20 protein-coding genes are annotated in these 20,692 nt (G+C 40.0%); 12 read left to right on the top strand and 8 right to left on the bottom strand.

What is annotated here, in order from left to right; all coding sequences use genetic code 11:
- The first annotated feature begins 2 nt into the window (after nt 1-2).
- On the top strand, nt 3-842 hold the full coding sequence (locus tag ABC371_RS01865) for a YihY/virulence factor BrkB family protein (protein WP_412895313.1): 840 nt from the start codon (nt 3-5) through the stop codon (nt 840-842).
- A gap of 283 nt (nt 843-1,125) precedes the next feature.
- Here the strand turns inward: ABC371_RS01865 and ABC371_RS01860 are convergent, their stop codons facing one another.
- Nucleotides 1,126-3,057, bottom strand: coding sequence for a heavy metal translocating P-type ATPase (locus ABC371_RS01860; protein WP_412895312.1), 1,932 nt, complete (start codon nt 3,055-3,057; stop codon nt 1,126-1,128).
- A 348-nt stretch (nt 3,058-3,405) separates the two neighbouring features.
- Here ABC371_RS01860 and ABC371_RS01855 point away from each other — a divergent pair, with 348 nt between their 5' ends.
- Nucleotides 3,406-3,891, top strand: a complete 486-nt coding sequence (locus tag ABC371_RS01855; protein ID WP_412895311.1) for a DUF2975 domain-containing protein — start codon at nt 3,406-3,408, stop codon at nt 3,889-3,891.
- Between the two features lie 10 nt (nt 3,892-3,901).
- The gene (locus tag ABC371_RS01850) at nt 3,902-4,117 is read left to right on the top strand and encodes a helix-turn-helix domain-containing protein (RefSeq protein WP_136379025.1); all 216 of its coding nucleotides are present in this window, start codon (nt 3,902-3,904) and stop codon (nt 4,115-4,117) included.
- Between the two features lie 35 nt (nt 4,118-4,152).
- Here the strand turns inward: ABC371_RS01850 and ABC371_RS01845 are convergent, their stop codons facing one another.
- Both ABC371_RS01845 and ABC371_RS01840 read right to left on the bottom strand, forming a co-directional pair.
- Nucleotides 4,153-4,299 carry a BH0509 family protein gene (locus tag ABC371_RS01845; protein ID WP_412895310.1) on the bottom strand — a complete coding sequence of 49 codons (147 nt, stop codon included), beginning with the start codon at nt 4,297-4,299 and terminating at the stop codon, nt 4,153-4,155.
- A gap of 207 nt (nt 4,300-4,506) precedes the next feature.
- Nucleotides 4,507-5,670: an MFS transporter gene (locus ABC371_RS01840; protein ID WP_412895309.1), complete on the bottom strand. Its 1,164-nt coding sequence runs from the start codon at nt 5,668-5,670 to the stop codon at nt 4,507-4,509.
- Nucleotides 5,671-5,968: 298 nt separating this feature from the next.
- Here ABC371_RS01840 and ABC371_RS01835 point away from each other — a divergent pair, with 298 nt between their 5' ends.
- The 4 genes from ABC371_RS01835 (at nt 5,969) to ABC371_RS01820 (ending at nt 10,180) form a co-directional block, all read left to right on the top strand.
- Entirely contained in the window at nt 5,969-7,486 is a 1,518-nt protein-coding gene (locus ABC371_RS01835) for a fatty acyl-CoA synthetase (RefSeq protein WP_412895308.1), read from the top strand.
- Nucleotides 7,487-7,704: 218 nt separating this feature from the next.
- Nucleotides 7,705-8,091 carry an OsmC family protein gene (locus ABC371_RS01830; protein WP_412895307.1) on the top strand — a complete coding sequence of 129 codons (387 nt, stop codon included), beginning with the start codon at nt 7,705-7,707 and terminating at the stop codon, nt 8,089-8,091.
- A 92-nt stretch (nt 8,092-8,183) separates the two neighbouring features.
- On the top strand, nt 8,184-9,248 hold the full coding sequence (gene cax / locus ABC371_RS01825; protein WP_412895306.1) for a calcium/proton exchanger: 1,065 nt from the start codon (nt 8,184-8,186) through the stop codon (nt 9,246-9,248).
- 305 nt (nt 9,249-9,553) lie between these two features.
- Complete coding sequence (locus ABC371_RS01820; protein ID WP_412895305.1) at nt 9,554-10,180, top strand: YczE/YyaS/YitT family protein; 627 nt, start codon at nt 9,554-9,556, stop codon at nt 10,178-10,180.
- 208 nt (nt 10,181-10,388) lie between these two features.
- Here ABC371_RS01820 and ABC371_RS01815 read toward each other — a convergent pair whose 3' ends face one another.
- Nucleotides 10,389-10,823, bottom strand: coding sequence for a DUF4275 family protein (locus tag ABC371_RS01815; RefSeq protein WP_412895304.1), 435 nt, complete (start codon nt 10,821-10,823; stop codon nt 10,389-10,391).
- Between the two features lie 232 nt (nt 10,824-11,055).
- Here ABC371_RS01815 and ABC371_RS01810 point away from each other — a divergent pair, with 232 nt between their 5' ends.
- Nucleotides 11,056-11,874, top strand: coding sequence for a YfkD famly protein (locus tag ABC371_RS01810; protein ID WP_412895303.1), 819 nt, complete (start codon nt 11,056-11,058; stop codon nt 11,872-11,874).
- 100 nt (nt 11,875-11,974) lie between these two features.
- A complete protein-coding gene (locus ABC371_RS01805) occupies nt 11,975-12,163 on the top strand; it encodes an SE1561 family protein (protein ID WP_412895302.1) in 189 nt (62 codons plus the stop codon).
- A 573-nt stretch (nt 12,164-12,736) separates the two neighbouring features.
- Here ABC371_RS01805 and ABC371_RS01800 read toward each other — a convergent pair.
- Nucleotides 12,737-13,915 carry a DUF4317 domain-containing protein gene (locus ABC371_RS01800; protein ID WP_412895301.1) on the bottom strand — a complete coding sequence of 393 codons (1,179 nt, stop codon included), beginning with the start codon at nt 13,913-13,915 and terminating at the stop codon, nt 12,737-12,739.
- A 137-nt stretch (nt 13,916-14,052) separates the two neighbouring features.
- Here ABC371_RS01800 and ABC371_RS01795 point away from each other — a divergent pair, with 137 nt between their 5' ends.
- From ABC371_RS01795 to pdaA, 3 genes are all read left to right on the top strand, one after another.
- Nucleotides 14,053-15,252 (top strand): MFS transporter, encoded by a 1,200-nt coding sequence (locus ABC371_RS01795; RefSeq protein WP_412895300.1) that lies wholly within the window; start codon nt 14,053-14,055, stop codon nt 15,250-15,252.
- 105 nt (nt 15,253-15,357) lie between these two features.
- Complete coding sequence (locus ABC371_RS01790; protein WP_412895299.1) at nt 15,358-16,893, top strand: fumarate hydratase; 1,536 nt, start codon at nt 15,358-15,360, stop codon at nt 16,891-16,893.
- A gap of 216 nt (nt 16,894-17,109) precedes the next feature.
- Entirely contained in the window at nt 17,110-17,889 is a 780-nt protein-coding gene (pdaA, locus tag ABC371_RS01785; RefSeq protein WP_412899246.1) for a delta-lactam-biosynthetic de-N-acetylase, read from the top strand.
- Between the two features lie 308 nt (nt 17,890-18,197).
- On the opposite strand, the gene ABC371_RS01780 is transcribed toward pdaA, so the two are convergent.
- The 3 genes from ABC371_RS01780 to ABC371_RS01770 form a co-directional block, all read right to left on the bottom strand.
- Nucleotides 18,198-19,397: an IS256 family transposase gene (locus tag ABC371_RS01780; RefSeq protein ID WP_412895298.1), complete on the bottom strand. Its 1,200-nt coding sequence runs from the start codon at nt 19,395-19,397 to the stop codon at nt 18,198-18,200.
- 70 nt (nt 19,398-19,467) lie between these two features.
- Entirely contained in the window at nt 19,468-20,073 is a 606-nt protein-coding gene (locus ABC371_RS01775; protein ID WP_412895297.1) for a lysozyme inhibitor LprI family protein, read from the bottom strand.
- A gap of 90 nt (nt 20,074-20,163) precedes the next feature.
- Entirely contained in the window at nt 20,164-20,676 is a 513-nt protein-coding gene (locus tag ABC371_RS01770) for a DUF2269 domain-containing protein (protein ID WP_412895296.1), read from the bottom strand.
- Between the last annotated feature and the right edge of the window lie 16 nt (nt 20,677-20,692).

The following is a 20,692-nucleotide window of genomic DNA, read 5'->3' as shown; positions in this document are numbered from 1 at the left end:
AGATGACCCAAATTCGAACGGTAGATTTGCGGTTTATTAAGGAATTAATTTTGCGATATAAGGAAGATGAGGTAGGTAGTCTTTCAGCAGAGCTTGCTTATTTTTTCTTGCTTTCTCTATTCCCGTTTTTAATCTTTCTAGTGACACTTATTGGGTATTTGCCCATTTCCCAAATCGATGTGTTGGAGTTTGTAGCGCAGTACGCACCCGAGGGTACTGTTGCTATGATTGAAGAAAACTTAAATTACATTGTGGGTTCGCAAAAAGGCGGGCTGTTATCCATTGGGATCATCGGTACATTATGGTCGTCCTCCAATGGAATTAATGCGGTCGTTCGTGCGTTTAACAAAGCCTATGATGTGAAGGAAACACGGAACTTCTTTTTCACAAGAGGAATCTCAATCTTATTAACTTTTGGGATGATTTTTGTCATTATTGTTGCTTTGTTATTACCGGTCTTTGGAAAACAAATTGGGATTTTTATCTTTTCATCGTTTGGCCTGTCTGATGAATTTTTAGATATTTGGAACGGAATTCGTTGGATTGTGAGTGCGGCGATTCTATTTATCGTGTTTACCTTTTTGTACTGGGTCGCGCCTAACCGACCGTTAAAGATAAAAGAGATTATTTCTGGCGCCTTTTTTGCGACCTTTGGGTGGATGTTTGTTTCGCTTGCATTTTCCTATTACGTGAACAGCTTCGGGCATTACTCTACGACGTATGGAAGCCTAGGAGCTATCATTGTGCTGATGATTTGGTTTTATTTGTCGGCGATGATCATCATCATCGGTGGTGAAATCAACGCGATTCTAAATTGCCATCGCATCAGAGATGGCCGCTGATTTTTCCGGAAGTTACCTTCATGAAAAGAAGGTAGCGAGAGATAATAGAGGTGTAAGTACAATATAAGGAGGCCTCAATTATGTCTAAAAAAGACGGCGGCACAAAACAAAAGGGAAAGAAAAATAGCCCAAAACAAAAAACAAGCAGTTCTGCTAACGGCAGCAACGGCTATCATTAGAACCAGTAGGCAGTTCCACTGGTCTCAAAGGAACCAGAGGGACGGTTCCACTGGTCCCCAAAACTCAAAAAAGGACTTGGCCGCTAGGGTCAAGTCCTTTCCTCTTATGACTTTAACAATCGAAGCCCGTTTAAAATAACAAGTATTGTGCTTCCTTCGTGACCAATAACTCCAATTGGGAGGTCAATGACTTGAAAGAAGTTAGACACAATCAGTAGCATAATCACAGCGATTGAAAAAATAACATTTTGTTTAATAATCCGATTCATGCGTTTTGAAAGCTTTACGGCTTCCGCGATTCGTGGAAGGTCGTTTTTCATAAGAACGACATCAGCTGTTTCAAGGGCCACGTCGGTTCCCTGACCCATCGCAATCCCAACGTTAGCCGTTGCTAAAGCAGGTGCATCATTGATTCCATCTCCGACCATCGCAACGGTCTCGTATTTCGAAATCAATTCTTTAATGTGGTCAACCTTTGTTTCGGGCAAACATTCGGCAATGTATTGGTCAACATGGCTTTCCTTTGAAATGGATTCTGCGGTTTTCTCACCATCACCAGTTAGCATAACCGTAAAAATTCCTAGGTTTTTCAAAGCAGAAATAGCTGAAACCGTATCATCACGGACAACATCCTTAAGTGCAAGAATTCCGGCAATGTCGTCACCTGTTTTTACATAAACAATCGTTTTACCTTCAGTAGCCAATTGTTTCGCAACCCCATTTTTAAAAGCACTAGCTGCTTCATTTCCGACAAGCTCAGCTTTACCGATTAGCCAAGTAGCTTCATCTACTGTTGCTTTTATCCCAAATCCTGGAATATCCTCGATTCCGTGGATTGAAAGCAGCTCTTGACTATTCGACTTAGCATGTGCCACAATAGCTCCTGCTAATGGGTGAGTCGATTGATTTTCAATGGAAGCAACCACTTGTAAAAATTCACTCTGTTCCATTGAATCCCCTACAATGATGTCAGTCACAACAGGCTTTCCTTTTGTTAATGTTCCGGTTTTATCAAGCGCAATTGCTTTTAGGTTTCCAAGTTGCTCTAAGTGTGCACCGCCTTTAAAAAGTATTCCGCGTTTTGCCCCATTTGAAATTGCCGATAGAGTTGCTGGCATAATGGAGGCAACAAGTGCACATGGGGAGGCAACAACTAGTAAAACCATCGCCCTGTATAAGGTTTCCGTCCATGTCCAATCTAGAAGGAAGTGAGGTAGAAACATCATGAAACCAACTGCTATTAAAACAATTTTCACATACTTACCTTCAAATTTTTCGATAAAAAGCTGTGAAGGTGATTTTTCAGTTTGTGCTGCTTGGACAAGTTTAATGATTTTTTGGAATAACGAATCTTCATTTGGCTTTGTCACTTCAACAATAATAGAACCACGTAGGTTAACCGTTCCTGCAAAAACCTCATCGCCTAGGGATTTGTGGACCGGAATTGATTCACCGGTAATGGCAGCCTGGTCCACGTTTGTCTCACCTTTTAAAAGCTTTCCATCAGCTGGAATGCTTTCACCTGGCTTAACCAAAATGGTATCCCCGATCTGAAGGGAGGAAACATGGACAACCTGCTCAATCCCGTTTTGAATAAGAGTAGCTTCTTCAGGCTGCATTCCCATGAGAGAAGAGATCTCCTTATGGCTCTTGTTCATCGTATAGGTTTCAAGAGCCCCACTTAATGCGAAGATGAAGATTAAAATGGCCCCCTCATTCCAGTAGCCAATAATGGCAGAGCCAATTGCGGCAAAAATCATCAGCATTTCCACATTTAATTCCTTTTCAGCGATTGTTTCTGAAATACCTTCCTTAGCCTTTGCGTAACCACCTATCACAAATGCAAGAAGATACAAAACGATTGAAGCCGTATTTTGTTCGAAATGACTTAATATCCATGCAATCGCAATTAACACACCACTCGTTAAAGCTGCGATCAATTCCCCGTGAAGCTTTACTTTTTCAAGGAATGGGGAAGGTTCCTTTTCTGTTTTGTATAGTTGTTGTCCTGAAGCTGTTTTTACTTCTGTACTCATTTCATTCGCCTCCGTTTTCTAATTGAGAAAAATAATCATTTATCGATATCTAATTGAGAATTAAAATCAACTTATTTTCGCTAATTGAGAAAGGGAATCACACTCATTTAGCTGTTTAAACAAGAAAACTGCAATCATTTAGATAGCAGCACTTAATTTTATTGATTTTCACTTTATAATTATTATTAATTATAACATAATGCATGGATTTTAAAAGTCTTTTTTATAATTATTTTAAATAAGTTCGCAAATAGCGGCAAAAGATAATAATTTATTGAAAAACAATAAATGATCGGGTACACTAATCAAAGAGAAAAAATAGGTGAGGTGTTTTTGATGGAGGGAATCATGAGGCTAAAAGAACGAGGGAATACACTCTTTTTAAAAGTAGCAATCTTTTTTATGGGAATCGTTGTGTTGGCGTTATGTATTTATTGGCTACCTTGGGCTGCGAATGATTTAGCAGTCAAAAATGCAGAGTTCGCGTATTTGAAATATCCACTATTAATTGGAATCGAAGTGACCTTGATCCCGTATTTATTTGCGCTTTTTCAGGGCTTTAAACTACTAAGTTATATTGATAAAAATAATGCTTTCTCTCATAAATCGGTAAAATCTTTAACGATCATAAAATATTGTGCGGCGATCATTAGTGCATGGTACGTCATTGGCTTCTTTTTCGTAATCTCACAAAATGCAGGTCATCCAGGTGTCTTGCTTATTGCATTGGTCATTATTTTTGCATGTTTTGTTGTGTCTGTTTTTGCAGCCGTACTTCAAAAGCTATTGAAAAATGCCATTGAAATCCAAGAAGAAAACGACTTAACGGTTTGAGGTGAATACAATGGCAATCATTATTAATATAGACGTAATGCTCGCAAAACGAAAAATGAGTGTAACCGAGTTATCAGAAAGGGTCGGAATCACGATGGCGAATCTGTCCATTTTAAAAAATGGGAAGGCAAAGGCGGTTCGATTTTCTACATTAGAAGGGATTTGCAAGGCCCTGGACTGCCAGCCTGGCGACATATTAGAATACAGACCAGATGAACAAGAATAAAAACTCGCCAAGCGGCGAGTTCTTTTTCTATACCATTATTCCACAATTTCTTCGAAGTGATAATACGTTGTGTCATAGATATGCTCGATATCTGCATCTGTCATATACATGAGCTCCATTTTATCGATACCTTTAACCTTCTCAATAAACTCAATCATGTTTTTGCGTTCTTGCCTACTCATAACAATCATCTCCCTTTTCATTTTTCGTCCTGCACATCTGTTTTAATACAGTGTATTATAATTAATTGTATTATATAACAGATTTTCGAAAAACGTCAACGAAATTCTGAAAAATAGGCAAAAATTCATATGCGAAAAAGGAAAACTGCTGGTGTCCACTGATCGTCGCTAGGTCATACAAAAAAGACTCCCCTACAAAAGGAAGTCTCAACTTTCAACCGTTTTAGGAGCTGTTTTCGAACCAAAAACACCTATCACAATAAAGATGACAAACAAAATGGTCCCGATGACATTGAAAAAGCTAATGCTTTCAAAGTACTGAATAAACAAGCCGCCGAAAAACGGTCCAACCAGGCTACCGATGCTAAAAAAGATGCCGCAAAGAAGGTTACCCGTTGGAAGTAGATTTCTTGGCATTAAATCTGTCATATAAGAGATACCGAGTGAAAATGTGGAGCCAACCGCCATCCCAGCAAACGTAATGCAAAGCCAAAGTCCAACATGAGAGTGTTCTAGGAAGCTTGCAGCAGTAAAACCTACAAATCCTAAAAATAGGACAATCGTTAAAATATTTCTTCGTCCATATTTGTCGCTTAGAATTCCCAAAGGAAGCTGGGTAATGATGCTACCAAGAGCAAATGACGTTAATAAAATGGATACAAACGTAACCTGTAAATCAATGCGTAATCCGTACACAGGGAAGCTACCGTTTAAGGATGACTCTAAAAATCCGTAGGCCATTGGTGGTAAAAAGGCAACCCATGCATATTTCCAGGCTTTTGAAAATCGGTTGATCGTTTCTTTAAAGGAGTTCACACCCAAATCTGTTTCAGGAAACTCATTTTTTAATAGGAATAAAAAGAACCACCCGATTAAACAAAGGATTGAAGACAGGATAAAAGGCAATGCTTCATTGATATGGATTAATGGTGTCATTAATGGACCTGTGGCAAAGCCTAGCCCAAAGAACAAGCCGTATAACGAGATGTTCCTTCCGCGCTTTTCCTCTGGCGAAAACGATGTAATCCATGTTTGAGTTCCAAAGTGCAGGGCATGGTCCCCAATCCCAATCAAGAGTCGCAATGCAAACCAAAACCAAAACGATTTCCATAATGGGAATAAGGCGAGGGATATAACCACAAGCAATCCGCCAAATAGAATAACAGGTTTATAGCCATATTTGCGCAATGGGTATTCCATAAAGGGTGATACAAATAAGATTCCGATATAGAGGGCGGTTGCATTTAATCCATTTAAGGTGGATGATAGTCCGCTATTTTCAAAGATAACCGCAATCAAAGGCAGCAGCATTCCCTGGCTAAACCCCGAGACCGCCACTATACTTACTAATATCCAAAAACGCAATTTCATGTTGTTTTCCCCCAGTTCATTTTCCAATCTAATCATACAAAAATAATCTAGGGTTGGGAATTGAAAAGATTTAACAATAGTCAGAAGGGCAAAAATTCTAAGCAGTAAATTTTATAGTGAAAAGAGTCTTCATTATTACATTGACAGTTGAGTAAGAGTAGTTTTATATTTAAAATAAATATTCATAATTTTATGAATAATAATTCGTTTTGGTTACATAATATCCTACTTCATCGCAGACGTCCTGGTTTTACAAGTGTTGTGCTCCAACCTAAATTGAAAGGGGACTGAAAATAAGATGAGAACAAGCACTATAGCTGAGGCGGTCCGTCGTACGGCCGCACGCGTGCCACGTAATATTGCCGTTGCATTTGATAACCGGGAGTGGAGTTACCGTGAACTCGACATGGCGGTTACCCGTATCGCGCGCCAACTGTGTGAGCAGGGGGTGGAAAAGGGAGACCGAGTGGCTGCTTACGGTAAAAACTCCGATATTTACGTACTGTTGTTTTTAGCAACTGCACGTATGGGAGCCATCCACGTTCCGGTGAATTTCCAACTCCGAGCCGGAGAACTCGATTACATTCTAAGTGATTCCGATCCAGCTCTCATCATTGCTGACCGAGAACTCGCTGATGCTATCTCTCAGAATAAGTCAAACAGTCATCGCAAGGTCCTGCAATTTGAGGACGAACTCATGGACTGGGTTTCGAGTACCGATAACCGTCCTTTAAAAGATGATGAGTTCGATGTGGAGGACACGGATATCGCTCAGCTACTCTACACGTCGGGCACCACTTCGGATCCAAAGGGAGCAATAATGACACATCGTGCCCTGATGCACCACTACATGAGCTGCATCCAAGGTCTGGACATCAAGGAGTCAGACCGTGCGCTCCACTGCCTGCCTCTCTACCATTCCGCGCAGATGCATGTGTTCATGCTGCCGGCACTGTTGGTGGGGGGCTGGAACAAGGTGCTTTCTGCTCCCGTGGCTGGTGCTGTACTTGAAACGATGGAGCAGGATGCAATTACATCGTTCTTCGCTGCTCCAACCGTTTGGGTTTCAATCGCGAATCACCCTGAGCTAACCTCTCGAAATCTCGAGAATCTTCGGAAGGCCTATTATGGAGCTTCAATCATGCCAGGACCAATACTCGAACGGCTCCAGAAATGTCTGCCAGAGCTCGGGTTTTACAACGTGTTCGGTCAATCTGAGATGGGTCCTGCATGTACAGTCCTGCGTCCTGAGGAGCACGCGGACCATCCTGGTTCCGCAGGAAGACCGATGCTCTTCGTTGAGGCGCGCGTCGTGGATGATGAGGGTAATCCTGTGCCCACCGGTGAACTCGGAGAAATTGTATACCGTTCACCCCAGCTTTGCCTTGGTTATTGGAACAAAAGGGAAGCGACGGAAAAGGCGTTTTCCGGGGGTTGGTTCCACTCGGGAGATCTTGTAAAGATGGACGAGAATGGATATATCGAGGTAATTGATCGAGTGAAGGATGTCATCAACACTGGCGGTGTGCTGGTGGCCTCCCGTGAGATAGAGGACTGCATCTATGAGCTACCACAGGTTGCAGAGGTTGCAGTTGTCGGTGTACCTGACGAAAAATGGATTGAGGCTGTCACTGCTTTCGTTGTCATCAAAGCTCCAGTGTCTGAAGAGGAGATCCTCCAGCATGTCAGGAACAATTTAGCTAGCTTCAAGGTCCCGAAACAAGTTGAGATCGTGAAGGAGTTGCCGCGAAACGCCAGTGGAAAAATTCTAAAACGCCAGCTGCGCAATGTCGGAGGCTCAAAAAGCGCTACGTAAGTCTTTGTTTATTTGGGAGCAATGTCAATTAAGATATTGCTCTTTTTTATTTTTAAAATATTCCCTTCCTTAGCCGACCACGATTTACTCTTCTAATTGTGGGTCCCTCATGAGATTTTAAAATTATCCAAAAATACTATGAAGGAATTGATTTTCTTTTCATTTGGGGTAGAACAAGAGTAAACTAATGATAACTTACGAGAATGGGGGAATTTTTCATGATCTTTAAAATGAAGGAAGTTGGCTTTTACACAGACGTGGAATACGGGGAATTACATGTTGCTGGGGATGAAGCATATGGGTTTAGACCCTATCAGCTTTTAGTGTCTTCAATTGCAGTTTGCAGTGGTGGCACGCTTCGAAAAATTCTCGAAAAAAAGAGAATGCAGGTGGAGGACATCGCCATTCATACAGAGGTTGAACGAAATGAGGCAAAAGCGAATCGAGTTGAAAAAATTCATCTCCACTACATCATAAAAGGTGCCGATTTAAATGAACAAAAAATTGAGCGTTCTATCGAGATTGCTGCCCGCAATTGTCCAATGGCACAATCGGTAAAGGGAAGCATTGAAATTACAGAGACTTTTGAAATCATTGATGAATAAAAACACCATAAAAGAACATAATTTTTATAGAGATTAAAAACTACGCAAATTCTGGGCGTAGTTTTTTTAGGTTAAAGGAAGGTTGTGGCACGATGAATCGTCTTTTTTTAATTATGGTTGTGATTGGTGTTCCACTTTCAGTGATTGGTAGCCTCCTGCATTGGCCAGCTGTTATCATGTTTGTTGTCTACTGTTTAACCATTATTGCGCTTGCTGGATTTATGGGTAGAGCGACCGAAAGTCTTGCGATAGTTGCCGGGCCAAGGGTTGGTGGTTTGTTAAACGCCACGTTCGGGAATGCAGTTGAACTTATAATTTCTATTTTTGCATTAAAGGCTGGACTTGTTACAGTTGTACTTGCCTCGCTTACTGGTTCAGTACTTGGCAACCTTTTACTCGTTGCAGGACTTTCGTTTTTCGTTGGAGGTATAAAGTTTAAGCGACAAAGATTTAATGTCCATGATGCCCGCCATAACTCAGGGCTGCTGATTTTTTCCATCATTCTAGCGTTTGTTGTTCCAGAGGTTTTTTCAATGGAGATGAATGATCAGGATACATTTACGTTAAGTATCGGTATTGCGATCATTTTAATTCTGTTATATTTAGCTGGGTTGTTCTTCAAGCTTGTTTCCCATCGTGGGATTTATCAACAGGATTCCGAACAGGTGGAAAAGGAAAATGAAGAGCATGAGGAGCCCGAATGGGGGAAGTGGAAGGCTCTCATTATTCTAGCGTTAGCCACGGTTGCTGTTGGGTATGTATCTGAAAAACTCGTTCATACCTTTGAGGTTGTGGCGGAAAGCTTTGGTTGGAGTGAAATTTTTATCGGGATTATTATCGTAGCAATTGTTGGTAACGCAGCTGAACATGCTTCTGCCGTTATGATGGCGTATAAAAATAAAATGAATGTTGCCATCGAAATTGCCATTGGCTCAACCTTGCAGGTCGCCATGTTTGTGGCACCACTCTTAGTCTTGATTTCATTGTTCCTTGATACTCAAATGGCGCTTGTGTTTTCAATGCCAGAATTAATTGCAATGATCACCGCGGTATTTTTAACGATTTCCTTAACAAATGATGGGGAAACAAACTGGTTTGAAGGTGGTACATTGTTAGCGGCGTATGCCATTATGGGGATTGGGTTTTACCTTTTATAAAGTACAAAAAAACGACTCTGTGCAGCTTTGATCTACACAGAGTCGTTTGTTTCCTTATGACTATCTTCTAAGTACTTTTTAAGGGATAACTCTCAATGGTGTTTTCTTCGTCCGTCAATTCGATAGCATACCCCCTGTCGTTAAAGGTATGGTCTCCTTATCCCTCCTTCAAGTAAGGTATAGTTCATTATATTTACCTAAGATTAAAAATATTCAGTTAAAAATAAAAATATCGATTAATTTTTTGGTGTCACTTATAATAAAGTACAATGTTTTCATTATATGGAATTTAAGGGAGTACATCTATGTTAACTAGACGAATTGCTTTTTTTTGTATTGGGTTGTTTATCTTAGCACTGGGAATCAGTTTAATGATAATTGCAGATATTGGTGCAGGGGCTTGGGATGCGCTTAATGTCGGGCTATCCGAAACCATTGGCCTCACTGTCGGCACCTGGGTCATGATTGTCGGCATTTTAGTCATGTTTGTAAATGCACTATTACTTCGTGCGCGACCTGTATTTTTATCGATTGGAACCATCATTTTAATCGGCTTTTTTATTGATTTTTGGTTGTTAAGCGCGTTGGTCGAATGGAATTTGGAAGGCTTAGTGGTCAAGGTTCTTACTTTACTAGGGGGACTAGTGATCGCTTCGCTTGGAATCGCCATTTATTTGCAGGCAAAGTTTCCACTTTCGCCACTCGATAACTTGATGCTTGCGATCAGTTCACGATTTAAACTAAAGTTTGGGATTTCAAAAACAATAGCAGAAGCAACAGGGTTGATTTTGGCGCTTTTGGTTGGGGGACCGATAGGGATTGGAACTTTGGTCGTTACATTTGGGATTGGTCACATTATCCAGTTCTTTTTTCCGTATTGCGAGAGGTTGATGGAGAAGGGACTTAGTGGTTTCAGGGGGAATTTGGGCTAAAATCGATAGTATGAAAATCTCAAGAATTGTCCTAAAGAAATGCCAGAAACCCATCTTAAGTAGTTCAGATAATGTAGAGAAAACTTTAAAAAACAGTTTAATTAGCACATTAAAACTCATTAGTTTTGGAAAGAAAATAACATGTAAATTACACATAAAAACGCTTGGGTTTCCAAGCGTTTTTTGCCTACATATCTTACCATATCTTTCATTTTTGGCTAAAATAAGGACCTAGCCAACCTGTTTCGTGTGTGAGTACAAAAGTCCAACGAAATTGTTTATCTACAATATACATATCTGTGCCGATTTCATCAATAAAGTCATCGGTATGAAACGTTGAAGCATTTTCAAGCAGTAATGCGTAATCAGAATGTTGGAAGAAGACATAGCATTTATTTTTTCTTTCATTGTTAAAAGCGACTTCAGCTTTTACACCTTCAAGACAATCCTTCTTTTCATAACTGAAAAGATGCCACAGATAGCTACCAAAACCTCCATCATCTAATAAATAAATTTCTTTTTTCTCATTCTCGTTTAGATGATTGGCGAAATTATTTTCCCATTCCTTTCGTAAATATGTTCCCCATTTTGGTATTTCTATTACCTTAATGTTTTTATTTTTAAGTTTATCTACTATATCCATTTAGCACCTCTAAATATTCACTAACCAATTTAAATTATCTTAGTTATTAGCACCTATTTTAGCACCTGAATTTCAAGAGTGACAATAACCATTGTCACTCTGTCAGTTAGCACACTAATTCATCTGGCATCTTTTTTAACCAAATCCCTCAAAAATTTACTAATAAAAGGATGGATAATCTGTAAAACCTTCGAAAACACTAAGCACAAAGCCAAGGAAAGGAGTACCGTCTATGAAACGAAAATTAGTTTTTATAGTTGCCGTCATGTTGATATTTGGTTTATTTGCAGGAACTGTAATGGCGGAAGGTACCAATAAATCGAAGGGTGATAAAGCAGATAAATTCAAAATTCCTAGTTCTGTTTTAGACATTTCACAGGATAATACCTATCCGAACCCAACACAGGATTTGCCATATCTCCAGCCAAGTAAGCTCACAAAAGAGCTTATTAATAGTGCTGATGTAGAAATAGAAAATCCAGACCTTATTCGTATTTTAAATGAGTCGGCCATCCAAACGTCACCACTTGCGCTTGGATACCGTGCGACCATTTACTTAGGTCAGTGGCCACTTAACTATGAATCGTCTGAAACAAGCACAAATTGGGAGTATGAAAAAATCAATACAAACTACTATGACAATCGGGGTGGAAAGACTCCATTTAAAATCCATTACAAACAAGAAATGCAGAAGATTGTCAGAGGTGGATTAACTGCAGAAATTCAGGATGCTGACGAAGTAAAGAAAATGATGTTAATCGAGGCGTCAAAAAAGTCGAAGCTTCCACTTTCCTTTACAACGATTATTGGTGGTGCAACCAAAAAGGATCAAGTCTATAATGTACCTCCGAAAAGGCTAGGATATTTATATGCCTATGCGCCGGCAGTCAATGAAAAAGGGAAGGTTACATATGGTGAAGTCTACCTTGTTTTAAAAGGAAGCAAAAAGGCCATTGTTGTTAAAAACGTAACCCACCAAGGAATTGGCGCCTGGATACCTGTCCAAGACCACGTTTCCTATGGATTCCTCGTTTCAGAAACTCCGAGATAAAAGAAATTCGGGCGTTAAGTGGGCGCCCGAATATTATTATGTTATTTTCACTACGTGTTATATAATAAAAAAGATTGAAAAACGAAAGGAACGTTGTCACTTGGGAAACGCAATACAAGATAAGGACCAACAAATAGTCTATTTAAAAAATCGCCTGAATATGTTTTTAGAGGTGATTGACTCGATGGACCCTGAATCCACTGATTTAGAGGACATCGACCGCCTCATTGAGATGCTCGATGATTTGGAAGGCAAATATGAACGGTTTAAGAAGGATTGGAAGGAATAATGATGTTTGGTGGACGCTCAGGTCGGTGCTGGGCGTTTTTTGTTTTTCGAGGTGAGGGGACGGTTGCTGGAAAAGGGTGAATCATGCCCGATTGGCGAAGTAAAGGAGCCAAAGGGTAACGAAAAAGTCGTAATCGTGCCCGATTGGCAAAAGAGGAGAGTCAAAGGGTAACGCAAAAGTCGTAATCGTGCCCGATTGGCGAAAGAGGAGAGTCAAAGGGTAACGCAAAAGTCGTAATCGTACCCGATTGGCAAAAGAGGAGAGTCAAAGGGTAACGCAAAAGTCGTAATCGTGCCCGATTGGCGAAAGAGGAGAGTCAAAAGGTAACGCAAAAGTCGTAATCATACCCGATTGGCAAAGAAGGAGAGCCAAAGGGTAACGCAAAAGTCGTAATCATACCCGATTGATAAAAGAGAAGAAGCAAAGTGTAACGCAAATGACGGAATTCGTAGAGATGAGCCGAGCCTTTTGAAGAATGGTTGGCCACGCTAAACACAAACAGTGGATTCCGCTTTGAAATCCACTGTTTGTGTTCTAGTAGGGGGCCACAAGAACCGTCCCTCTGGCACCTTGTCACTGGTCTTCGCCTTGATTCTTGGTCTCGAGTGTTAGGCCTTCGACGACGACGTCTTCATCGATTTCCAACAATAAGCAGCGTTTGCCTTGGTACATGATGTATTTGACGTATCGTAATTCTTTTGGACTTAATGTAAGCTTGGCCACTTTTGTGTTGATTTTGATAGATTTTGGAACGAGGTTCGCTGCTTTGAATTCATGATGCTCATCATCAATGACACTTTTAAACGCATGTTCCACTTTTGCTGTGTCCACATCTTCTACACCGCTCACCTTCAGGATGCGCTCGACGTCCTGGTAGTTGATCATCGGTGGCTCGCTTTCTTCCTGTTCCTCTTCTTCTTTTTCTTGAACAAAACGGTCGATTTCCTCGTACACGTTCGAAATAACCTCAGATTCTACCGTTTCACCGATGACATTTTTCAAGATCATCTCGAAGCCGATCTTATCATCTTCTGCGGTCATGATATCTTCACAATTTAACACATCGGAAATGAAACTATAACTAGGCTCGTTTGCTTTCCCGGCAGCATAAAGAATATGATTCACGTCAGCTGCATTGTCGTTAAACGCGGGGAAAAGGAAACCTGTTAACGGAGCGGTCAAGTTAATAACCGGATCCAGAACAGTATTTGATTTGAACGTTCTTTCAATATAATCAAAGACCAACGTCTTTTTCGGTTGATCAATTTTATTTAAGGTGCACAGAATGAGAGGGCTAAAATAAACCTCATCTGAGCCACCTTGTTCTGATTCAGGGTCACGTTTGCGTGTCGGCTTACGGTATTCTGCACGTATAAATGTAACTACTGTGTCAAACTCATAAACCTTAGTAGCATACATTTTCTCCACGATCTGCAGCATTTGCTCGATCCAATCTTCGGTATCTTCGAGTTGTAACCCGTCATATAAAAGGTCTCGTGTGCTATTCTCAGCATCGTGCTGGAACTTCAATTCAAACAATTTCGTATCGAGCTGTCCAGCCAATGTCTTTTTAAAGTTATCTAAAAATAGTTCCTGAGCTTCCTGTTCTAATAGCTCGAATGGCTGACAAATATGGTGATAAATCTCATTGGATTCTTTTTTAACATACACATTGAAAATTTCTTTGATGTGTAAGTATTGATTATTTAACTTAAATTGCTTGCGGATGTTTGCGATGTCTTTTTTATTCATTAATCTCAACTCCCATTTTTTGATTATACATGTATGACTTCAAAATTGTAATGATTGATTTTTTACCAGGTGTATGAGCACGACTGAGCCACAAACCCATATACATAACATAAAAAAACAAACAGGGGTAGATATCAGTGGGCATGCAAAATAGTAAATTCAGGTGGGTTATTTTTGCTTCTGTACTGTTTACATATGTAGTGATGTCAGCCCAACGAACCGCACCCGGACTGATTACAGACCAATTGATGACGGACTTTCAGGTCACCGCAACAACAATCGGGCTCTTAACCAGCATTCAATTTTTTGTATACACAGGGTTGCAAATGCCGATGGGAATCTTTGCAGACCGCTACGGCCCTAATTTTTTCCTCATTATCGGTGCTATCCTAACAGGTATTGGGACGATTTTGTATAGCCTTGGAACCCATGAATTTATCCTCTTTTTTGCAAGAATCCTAACAGGGGTAGGAGATGCAACAATTTGGGTGAATTTAGTCCTCATTTTAAGCAAATGGTTTAACGAGAAAGAGTTCACGCGGCTTATCGGTGTTGCGGGAATGACCGGGAGTCTCGGATTCCTGATGGCAACTGTTCCTTTTTCAGCATTGATTGTCTTACTTGGCTGGCGTGGAGCCTTTCTGTCAGGCGGAATCTTGTTATGTTTGTGTGGAATTTTTCTTTATGTTGTCCTTGTAAAAAAACCAAACCAACCGATAATTGAGAAAAATGAAGTCAGCAGTGAAAAAACATCGGTTTTGCTAAGTCGAATTTTTTCAAGTCGGCAAGCATGGGCATTGTTTCTTTGTCACTTCGGGCTTGTTGGAGGATATTTAGGCTTTATCGGCTCATGGGCAGTGCCTTACGGAATGAACGTATATGGCTTGACCCGTTTAGGCGCAAGCCAGCTTATTATGTATAGTTTAATTGGGGCACTAATAGGTGCTCCATTGATCGGTTGGATTTCAAGCAGATTAGGCATGATTAAAAGACCGTATCTCTTTTTTCATATGGTTACTGTTTTGTGTTGGTCTATTTTCCTTCTATTTCGTGAGGGACCTCCATTATTCTTGCTCATTACTCTTTTTATTATCATTGGATTTGCGTTTGGCTCTAATTCCTTAACCTTTGCAACTGTACGCAAAACCTTTCCGATAAGTGAATCAGGCATGGTGTCTGGATTTGCCAACACGGGTGGATTTTTAAGTGCGGTCCTACTGCCAGCCTTCTTTGGCATTGTGTTGGACCATTTTACATCTGGATACTATTTCGGTTTCATCATTCCCTTGATTTTTTCAATCGCAGGTTTAATTGGGGTGAATTTAATAAAAGAATAAAAACTGGAATCGTTTGCAAATCCCTTTCCGAAAAAAACTTCTAGGAGTATAATGAAAATTGTGATTATAGATAATATCGGGGATATAAGGGAAAGGGGAATACAGATGGATAAGCTACAACAAAGTATGTACAAGTTAATTGTAGAGACATCAACAAGACTTCCAAAGGATGTACGTAGAGCGGTTGCTCGTGCAAAGGCGAGTGAAAGTGCCGGTACTCGTGCTGCTATGTCTCTTTCAACCATCACCAACAATATTTCAATGGCAGACGTAAACGTTTCACCAATCTGTCAGGATACAGGTCTACCAACTTTTAAAGTGAAAACGCCTGTTGGGGTGAACCAATTAAAAATTAAAGCGGCTATTCGCGAAGCAATTGTTGAAGCAACAAAGGACGGAAAGCTACGTCCAAACGCAGTTGACTCATTAACTGGTAAAAACAGTGGGGACAACCTTGGCGAAGGTGTGCCAGTAATTAAGTTTGAACAATGGGAAAAGGATTACATCGATGTTCGCCTTATTTTAAAAGGTGGCGGATGTGAAAATAAAAATATTCAATACAGCTTACCATGTGAATTAGAAGGACTTGGTCGTGCTGGACGTGACTTAGATGGCATTCGTAAGTGTATCATGCACTCTGTATATCAAGCTCAAGGCCAAGGCTGTAGTGCAGGTTTCATCGGTGTTGGTATCGGTGGAGACCGTACGTCAGGCTACGAGTTAGCGAAAGAACAGCTTTTCCGCTCAGTTGAGGATGAAAATCCAAACGAAGATCTTCGCAAGCTTGAAGAATATGTGATGGAAAATGCGAATAAGCTTGGAATCGGAACAATGGGCTTCGGCGGTGAAACAACTCTACTTGGTTGTAAAGTGGGCGTCATGCACCGTATTCCAGCAAGCTTCTTCGTATCTGTTGCGTACAACTGTTGGGCATATCGGCGTCTAGGTGTCACTCTTGATGCAGAAACAGGTGACATTAATGAGTGGTTATACCAAGATGGAGAAGAAATTGATTTCTCAAAAGAACAAGAAGAAGTGCAAGAAGTAAAAGCTGAAACGCGTGAAGTTGTGCTTCAAGCACCAATCACTGAAGAACAAATTCGTGAGCTTAAAGTTGGGGATGTAGTGCGAATCAATGGTCGCATGTACACAGGTCGTGACGCTATCCATAAGCATCTTTCAGAAAACGATGCACCAGTAGATTTAGATGGTCAAATTATTTACCACTGTGGTCCCGTTATGCTTAAGGATGAAGATGGCAACTGGCACGTGAAAGCGGCTGGTCCAACAACGAGTATTCGTGAGGAGCCTTACCAAGGCGATATCATGAAAAAGTTTGGAATCCGTGCGGTAATCGGTAAAGGTGGAATGGGACCTAAGACACTTGCTGCACTTAAGGAGCATGGTGGAGTTTACTTAAATGCAATTGGTGGAGCTGCCCAGTATTATGCAGACTGCATCAAGTCTGTTGATGGCGTTGACCTCATGCAGTTCGGTATTCCTGAAGCGATGTGGCATCTATCTGTTGAAGGCTTCACAGCCGTTGTGACAATGGATTCACATGGCAACAGCCTACACGAGGACGTTGACAAATCTTCATTAGAAAAACTAGAACAATTCAAAGAGCGTGTATTTGCTTAAAAATGGATTAGTGCCCGTTACGTTTTGGCGTAGCGGGTTTTTTAGTGTTGTGTCCGATATTACCAAGCAACCCCATAATTTTTTTCCACCCCCAACAAAACATTTTGGCAATCTATTCCTGCATGAACTCCCTTAATGTGGTAAAAACTAACTCTACTACTAACGGAGTTTTAGGAGGTTTTATTTTTGAAAAGGCTTTGTGGCATACTTCTTCTTTTGACTGTTACCTTTTCATTGGCTGTTGCTCCACAGGTTGCAGCAGCTTATTCTAACACACCCATCCATTGGGGCTTCAAAAAGAGCAAAAACCATGAACCTGCCTCAGCAGGTGAGGAGTATGATAAACTACTCGCAAAATATGGCGCTTTTTATATTGGGGATACTTCAAAAAAAGACATCTACCTTACGTTTGATAACGGCTATGAAAACGGCTATACCGAAAAAGTCCTTGATGTGCTAAAAGAGAAAAAGGTTCCCGCGACATTCTTCGTCACAGGGCATTATTTAAAAGATCAAGCTGATCTCGTCAAACGAATGGCAAAAGAAGGGCATATCGTTGGGAATCATTCATGGTATCATCCGGATTTAACAAGAGTAAGTGACGAACGACTTCGAAAAGAATTAGATTCCGTTCGGGAGGAAACAAAAAAGCTAACTGGTCAAGATGTGACGTATCTTCGTCCGCCACGAGGTATTTTTAGTGAACGAACATTAGCTTTATCCAACAATCTTGGTTATCAAAATGTATTCTGGTCGCTTGCCTTCGTCGACTGGCATATCAACAGCCAAAAAGGTTGGGAGTATGCTTACAACAACATCATGAGGCAAATTCATCCAGGTGCGATTCTTTTGCTACATACTGTATCGAGGGACAATGCCGAAGCGCTTGGAAAGGTAATCGATGACCTACGTGAAGAAGGTTATACCTTCCGAAGCTTAGATCAGTTAATGGCGGAAAAAACGATTAGGGAAGAGCTATTATTTGACCTAGACTGACAAAAAAGGACTTAGAATGGCTGTCTAAGTCCTTTTTCGATTACATATATTGGGTCTGCGTAAAATCTTGTGTAAGTAATATTCAACAATCTTCGCAAGGCAAGAAATAATAGGTATGAAAAAATATAACCTGGCAATACTATAATTGCCTTTTACCATAAAACAGGATAGGGCAATGCAGAAGTGCAACCTGAGCGGTTTTATGGTTTTTACACTAAAACGGACGGACTTGATCTGTCCGTTATTTTTGTCCGTTTTAGGGAAAACAAATGCGTTAAACTTCAGGGGTTTGGGGACAGAGTCCCCAATTATGATGTTTGGTTCAATATCTCAAGCTGGCTCAAGATCATGTCCCAATTACGGTAACGCATCGTCCATTTTTTGGTAATGTTTTGAGATGCTAAATAAAGCATCTTTCTTAAACTATCATCATTAGGAAAAATAGACTTTGTTTTTGTCACTTTCCTAAATTGACGATGTAGTCCTTCGATAATATTCGTAGTATATATTATTCTCCTAATTTCTGGAGGATATGCAAAGAAGGTAGCTAAAATATCCCAATTTTCTTCCCATGATTTTACGGCAGATGGATACTCTTTACCCCATTTTTCTTTAAATTCTATGAGCCTTTCCATTCCCGATTCCTCGTTGATGGAAGTATAGATTAATTTTAAGTCAGCGACAAATTCTTTTAAATGTTTATAAGAAACGTATTTTGTACTTGAACGAATCTGGTGAATGATACAACGTTGAATACTAGCGAAAGGATACACAGCTTGAATGGCCTCTCTAAACCCTGTAAGCCCATCTACGCAGAAAAGATTAACTGTTTTAACGCCTCTCGTTTTCAAATCGTTCAACACACCTAACCAAAACTTACTACTTTCATTTCCACCAACCCAAATACCCAATATTTCCTTATATCCTTCATTGTTAATTCCCAAAACAACATAAGCTGCCTTCGAGACAATTTGGTGATTATCCCGAATTTTATAATGAATGGCATCCATAAAAATAAAAGGATAATAGGCTTCAAGTGGACGGCTCTGCCACTCATTTACTTGTGGCATAATCTTTTCACTAATCTTACTAACTAGCTCTGAGGAAATCTCAATATTATAGAGATCCTTGACTTGTTCCTTGATATCCCTTGTAGACATACCATGAGCGTAAAGGGAAAGAATCTTTTCTTCTAGTCCGTCCACATTTCTTTGGTATTTGTCCAAAATTTGCGGCTCATACGAGCCATTTCTGTCTCTAGGAACATTTACTTCAACTTCACCAAATTGTGTTTTTAGTTTCCGTTTTGTTGAACCATTTCGATAATTATTAGGTCCATCATTTCGACGTTGATGCTTTTCATAACCCAGTTGCTCATCAATTTCACATTGGAGCACTTCCTCCAATACATCGGAAAACATTTCTTTGATCGTTTCCATGATTTGATTGGTACTAGTGAATTTTTGTTCCTTTACAATTTCTCTGATTAATTCCTTTGGTAATTTCATGTAGAAAAAACCTCCTTGGCAAAAATTATTTATCCTAATTCTTGCCAAGGAGGATTGATTTGAAACCTATTTACACAACTTTTTCCGCACCGTCCATATATTTTTTAACTAATTCATAACATCTTTCTTTGGTCACACGAGCTTGTGTGTTTACTTTAACTAAAGGCTCCATGGTGCCACCTTCATATTGAGCGGCTTCTTCACTTGCTATTCGATATTTCTCTTTAATCCATTGACGCTGATCTTCCCGCAGTTTATCCATTTTTTCAGTTGGAAGTTGTTTCTCTAGTTCTTTCCAAATTTTATTAAGTTCGCCGTCCCATATTTCATAGATTCCTGCAGCGATATCTTCCATCTCAATTTGTGTTTCACCCTCAGGCTTGTTTTCAATTTCTTCTTCAATCGCAGCGAGTTCATTTAAATATTGCTCCTTAAGAGCACTATTTTCCGATGATCCTTCGACACTAGTATCCGGCGACTCTGCATCCGCACTTTCATCTGAAACATTTGTCTCTTTACTTTCTTCCGCATCAGCTTTCTCACTTGGCTTTCCAGAGTCCGCCTCATTTACCACACTCTTAACTGGTTCTTCCGGCTGAGAACTGGTTTCCTTATCTGGTTTCCCACAGGCCGCCAACAATACGAACAAAATAGTCAACAGTACTAACTTTTTCATTGCAAAAACTCCTTGTCATTTTGTTCTTATGTATAACTACTTAACATTATCTTCAAATTATAGCCTAAAAACAATAAAAGAGCTGTAGATTCAGCTCTTTTTACGTATTTCCTTTTTCTTCCGCCACGGTTTTACATAGGAAATGATGAAAATAAAAGTGGTAACAGCTATCTGAAAATAGACTGCATATTGTCTGATTACGTGATTTTGAATGAATTCAGGATTGGTCAGGGCTACTTCTCGTTGTGTTTCAAGCAATTCCATATTTGTGACCATAAGCTTGTCTATAATAAAGATCCCAACAATCGTTTGAATGATATAGAGCACGAATTTCGTGCCAACCCAGCGATGCTTGAAGAATCCCCAGTTTGTAAAAAATCCATAGATAAGTCCCACTACTAATGTGCCAATTGCCCCCCAGCGCACAATATGATCACTGATAATTACGATCGTTTTATATCCAAGATAGGACTCATTAAATTCTGTAAAATCAAGATAAAGATTTAATGAAAGAGAACTTAAAATGCCTCCGAAAAATAAAACGACTAGAAAAACGTGGATAATTTTTAGCCATTTCATCCCTTTAGGTCCGATTTTTTTCATGTTACATTCCTCCTAA

The organism is Bacillus jepli, from assembly GCF_047238305.1.
Taxonomy (GTDB): domain Bacteria; phylum Bacillota; class Bacilli; order Bacillales; family Bacillaceae_L; genus Ferdinandcohnia.
Note: the sequence above shows the minus strand (reverse complement) of the source record. Positions and strands in the feature narration are given on the sequence as shown.

What these genes read in the sequence shown, in the direction of transcription:
- ABC371_RS01865 (WP_412895313.1), top strand. Translation starts at nt 3, where the DNA reads ATGACCCAAATTCGAACGGTAGATTTGCGGTTTATTAAGGAATTAATT.
- ABC371_RS01860 (WP_412895312.1), bottom strand. Translation starts at nt 3,057, where the DNA reads ATGAGTACAGAAGTAAAAACAGCTTCAGGACAACAACTATACAAAACA.
- ABC371_RS01855 (WP_412895311.1), top strand. Translation starts at nt 3,406, where the DNA reads ATGAGGCTAAAAGAACGAGGGAATACACTCTTTTTAAAAGTAGCAATC.
- ABC371_RS01850 (WP_136379025.1), top strand. Translation starts at nt 3,902, where the DNA reads ATGGCAATCATTATTAATATAGACGTAATGCTCGCAAAACGAAAAATG.
- ABC371_RS01845 (WP_412895310.1), bottom strand. Translation starts at nt 4,299, where the DNA reads ATGAGTAGGCAAGAACGCAAAAACATGATTGAGTTTATTGAGAAGGTT.
- ABC371_RS01840 (WP_412895309.1), bottom strand. Translation starts at nt 5,670, where the DNA reads ATGAAATTGCGTTTTTGGATATTAGTAAGTATAGTGGCGGTCTCGGGG.
- ABC371_RS01835 (WP_412895308.1), top strand. Translation starts at nt 5,969, where the DNA reads ATGAGAACAAGCACTATAGCTGAGGCGGTCCGTCGTACGGCCGCACGC.
- ABC371_RS01830 (WP_412895307.1), top strand. Translation starts at nt 7,705, where the DNA reads ATGATCTTTAAAATGAAGGAAGTTGGCTTTTACACAGACGTGGAATAC.
- cax (WP_412895306.1), top strand. Translation starts at nt 8,184, where the DNA reads ATGAATCGTCTTTTTTTAATTATGGTTGTGATTGGTGTTCCACTTTCA.
- ABC371_RS01820 (WP_412895305.1), top strand. Translation starts at nt 9,554, where the DNA reads ATGTTAACTAGACGAATTGCTTTTTTTTGTATTGGGTTGTTTATCTTA.
- ABC371_RS01815 (WP_412895304.1), bottom strand. Translation starts at nt 10,823, where the DNA reads ATGGATATAGTAGATAAACTTAAAAATAAAAACATTAAGGTAATAGAA.
- ABC371_RS01810 (WP_412895303.1), top strand. Translation starts at nt 11,056, where the DNA reads ATGAAACGAAAATTAGTTTTTATAGTTGCCGTCATGTTGATATTTGGT.
- ABC371_RS01800 (WP_412895301.1), bottom strand. Translation starts at nt 13,915, where the DNA reads ATGAATAAAAAAGACATCGCAAACATCCGCAAGCAATTTAAGTTAAAT.
- ABC371_RS01790 (WP_412895299.1), top strand. Translation starts at nt 15,358, where the DNA reads ATGGATAAGCTACAACAAAGTATGTACAAGTTAATTGTAGAGACATCA.
- ABC371_RS01780 (WP_412895298.1), bottom strand. Translation starts at nt 19,397, where the DNA reads ATGAAATTACCAAAGGAATTAATCAGAGAAATTGTAAAGGAACAAAAA.
- ABC371_RS01775 (WP_412895297.1), bottom strand. Translation starts at nt 20,073, where the DNA reads ATGAAAAAGTTAGTACTGTTGACTATTTTGTTCGTATTGTTGGCGGCC.
- ABC371_RS01770 (WP_412895296.1), bottom strand. Translation starts at nt 20,676, where the DNA reads ATGAAAAAAATCGGACCTAAAGGGATGAAATGGCTAAAAATTATCCAC.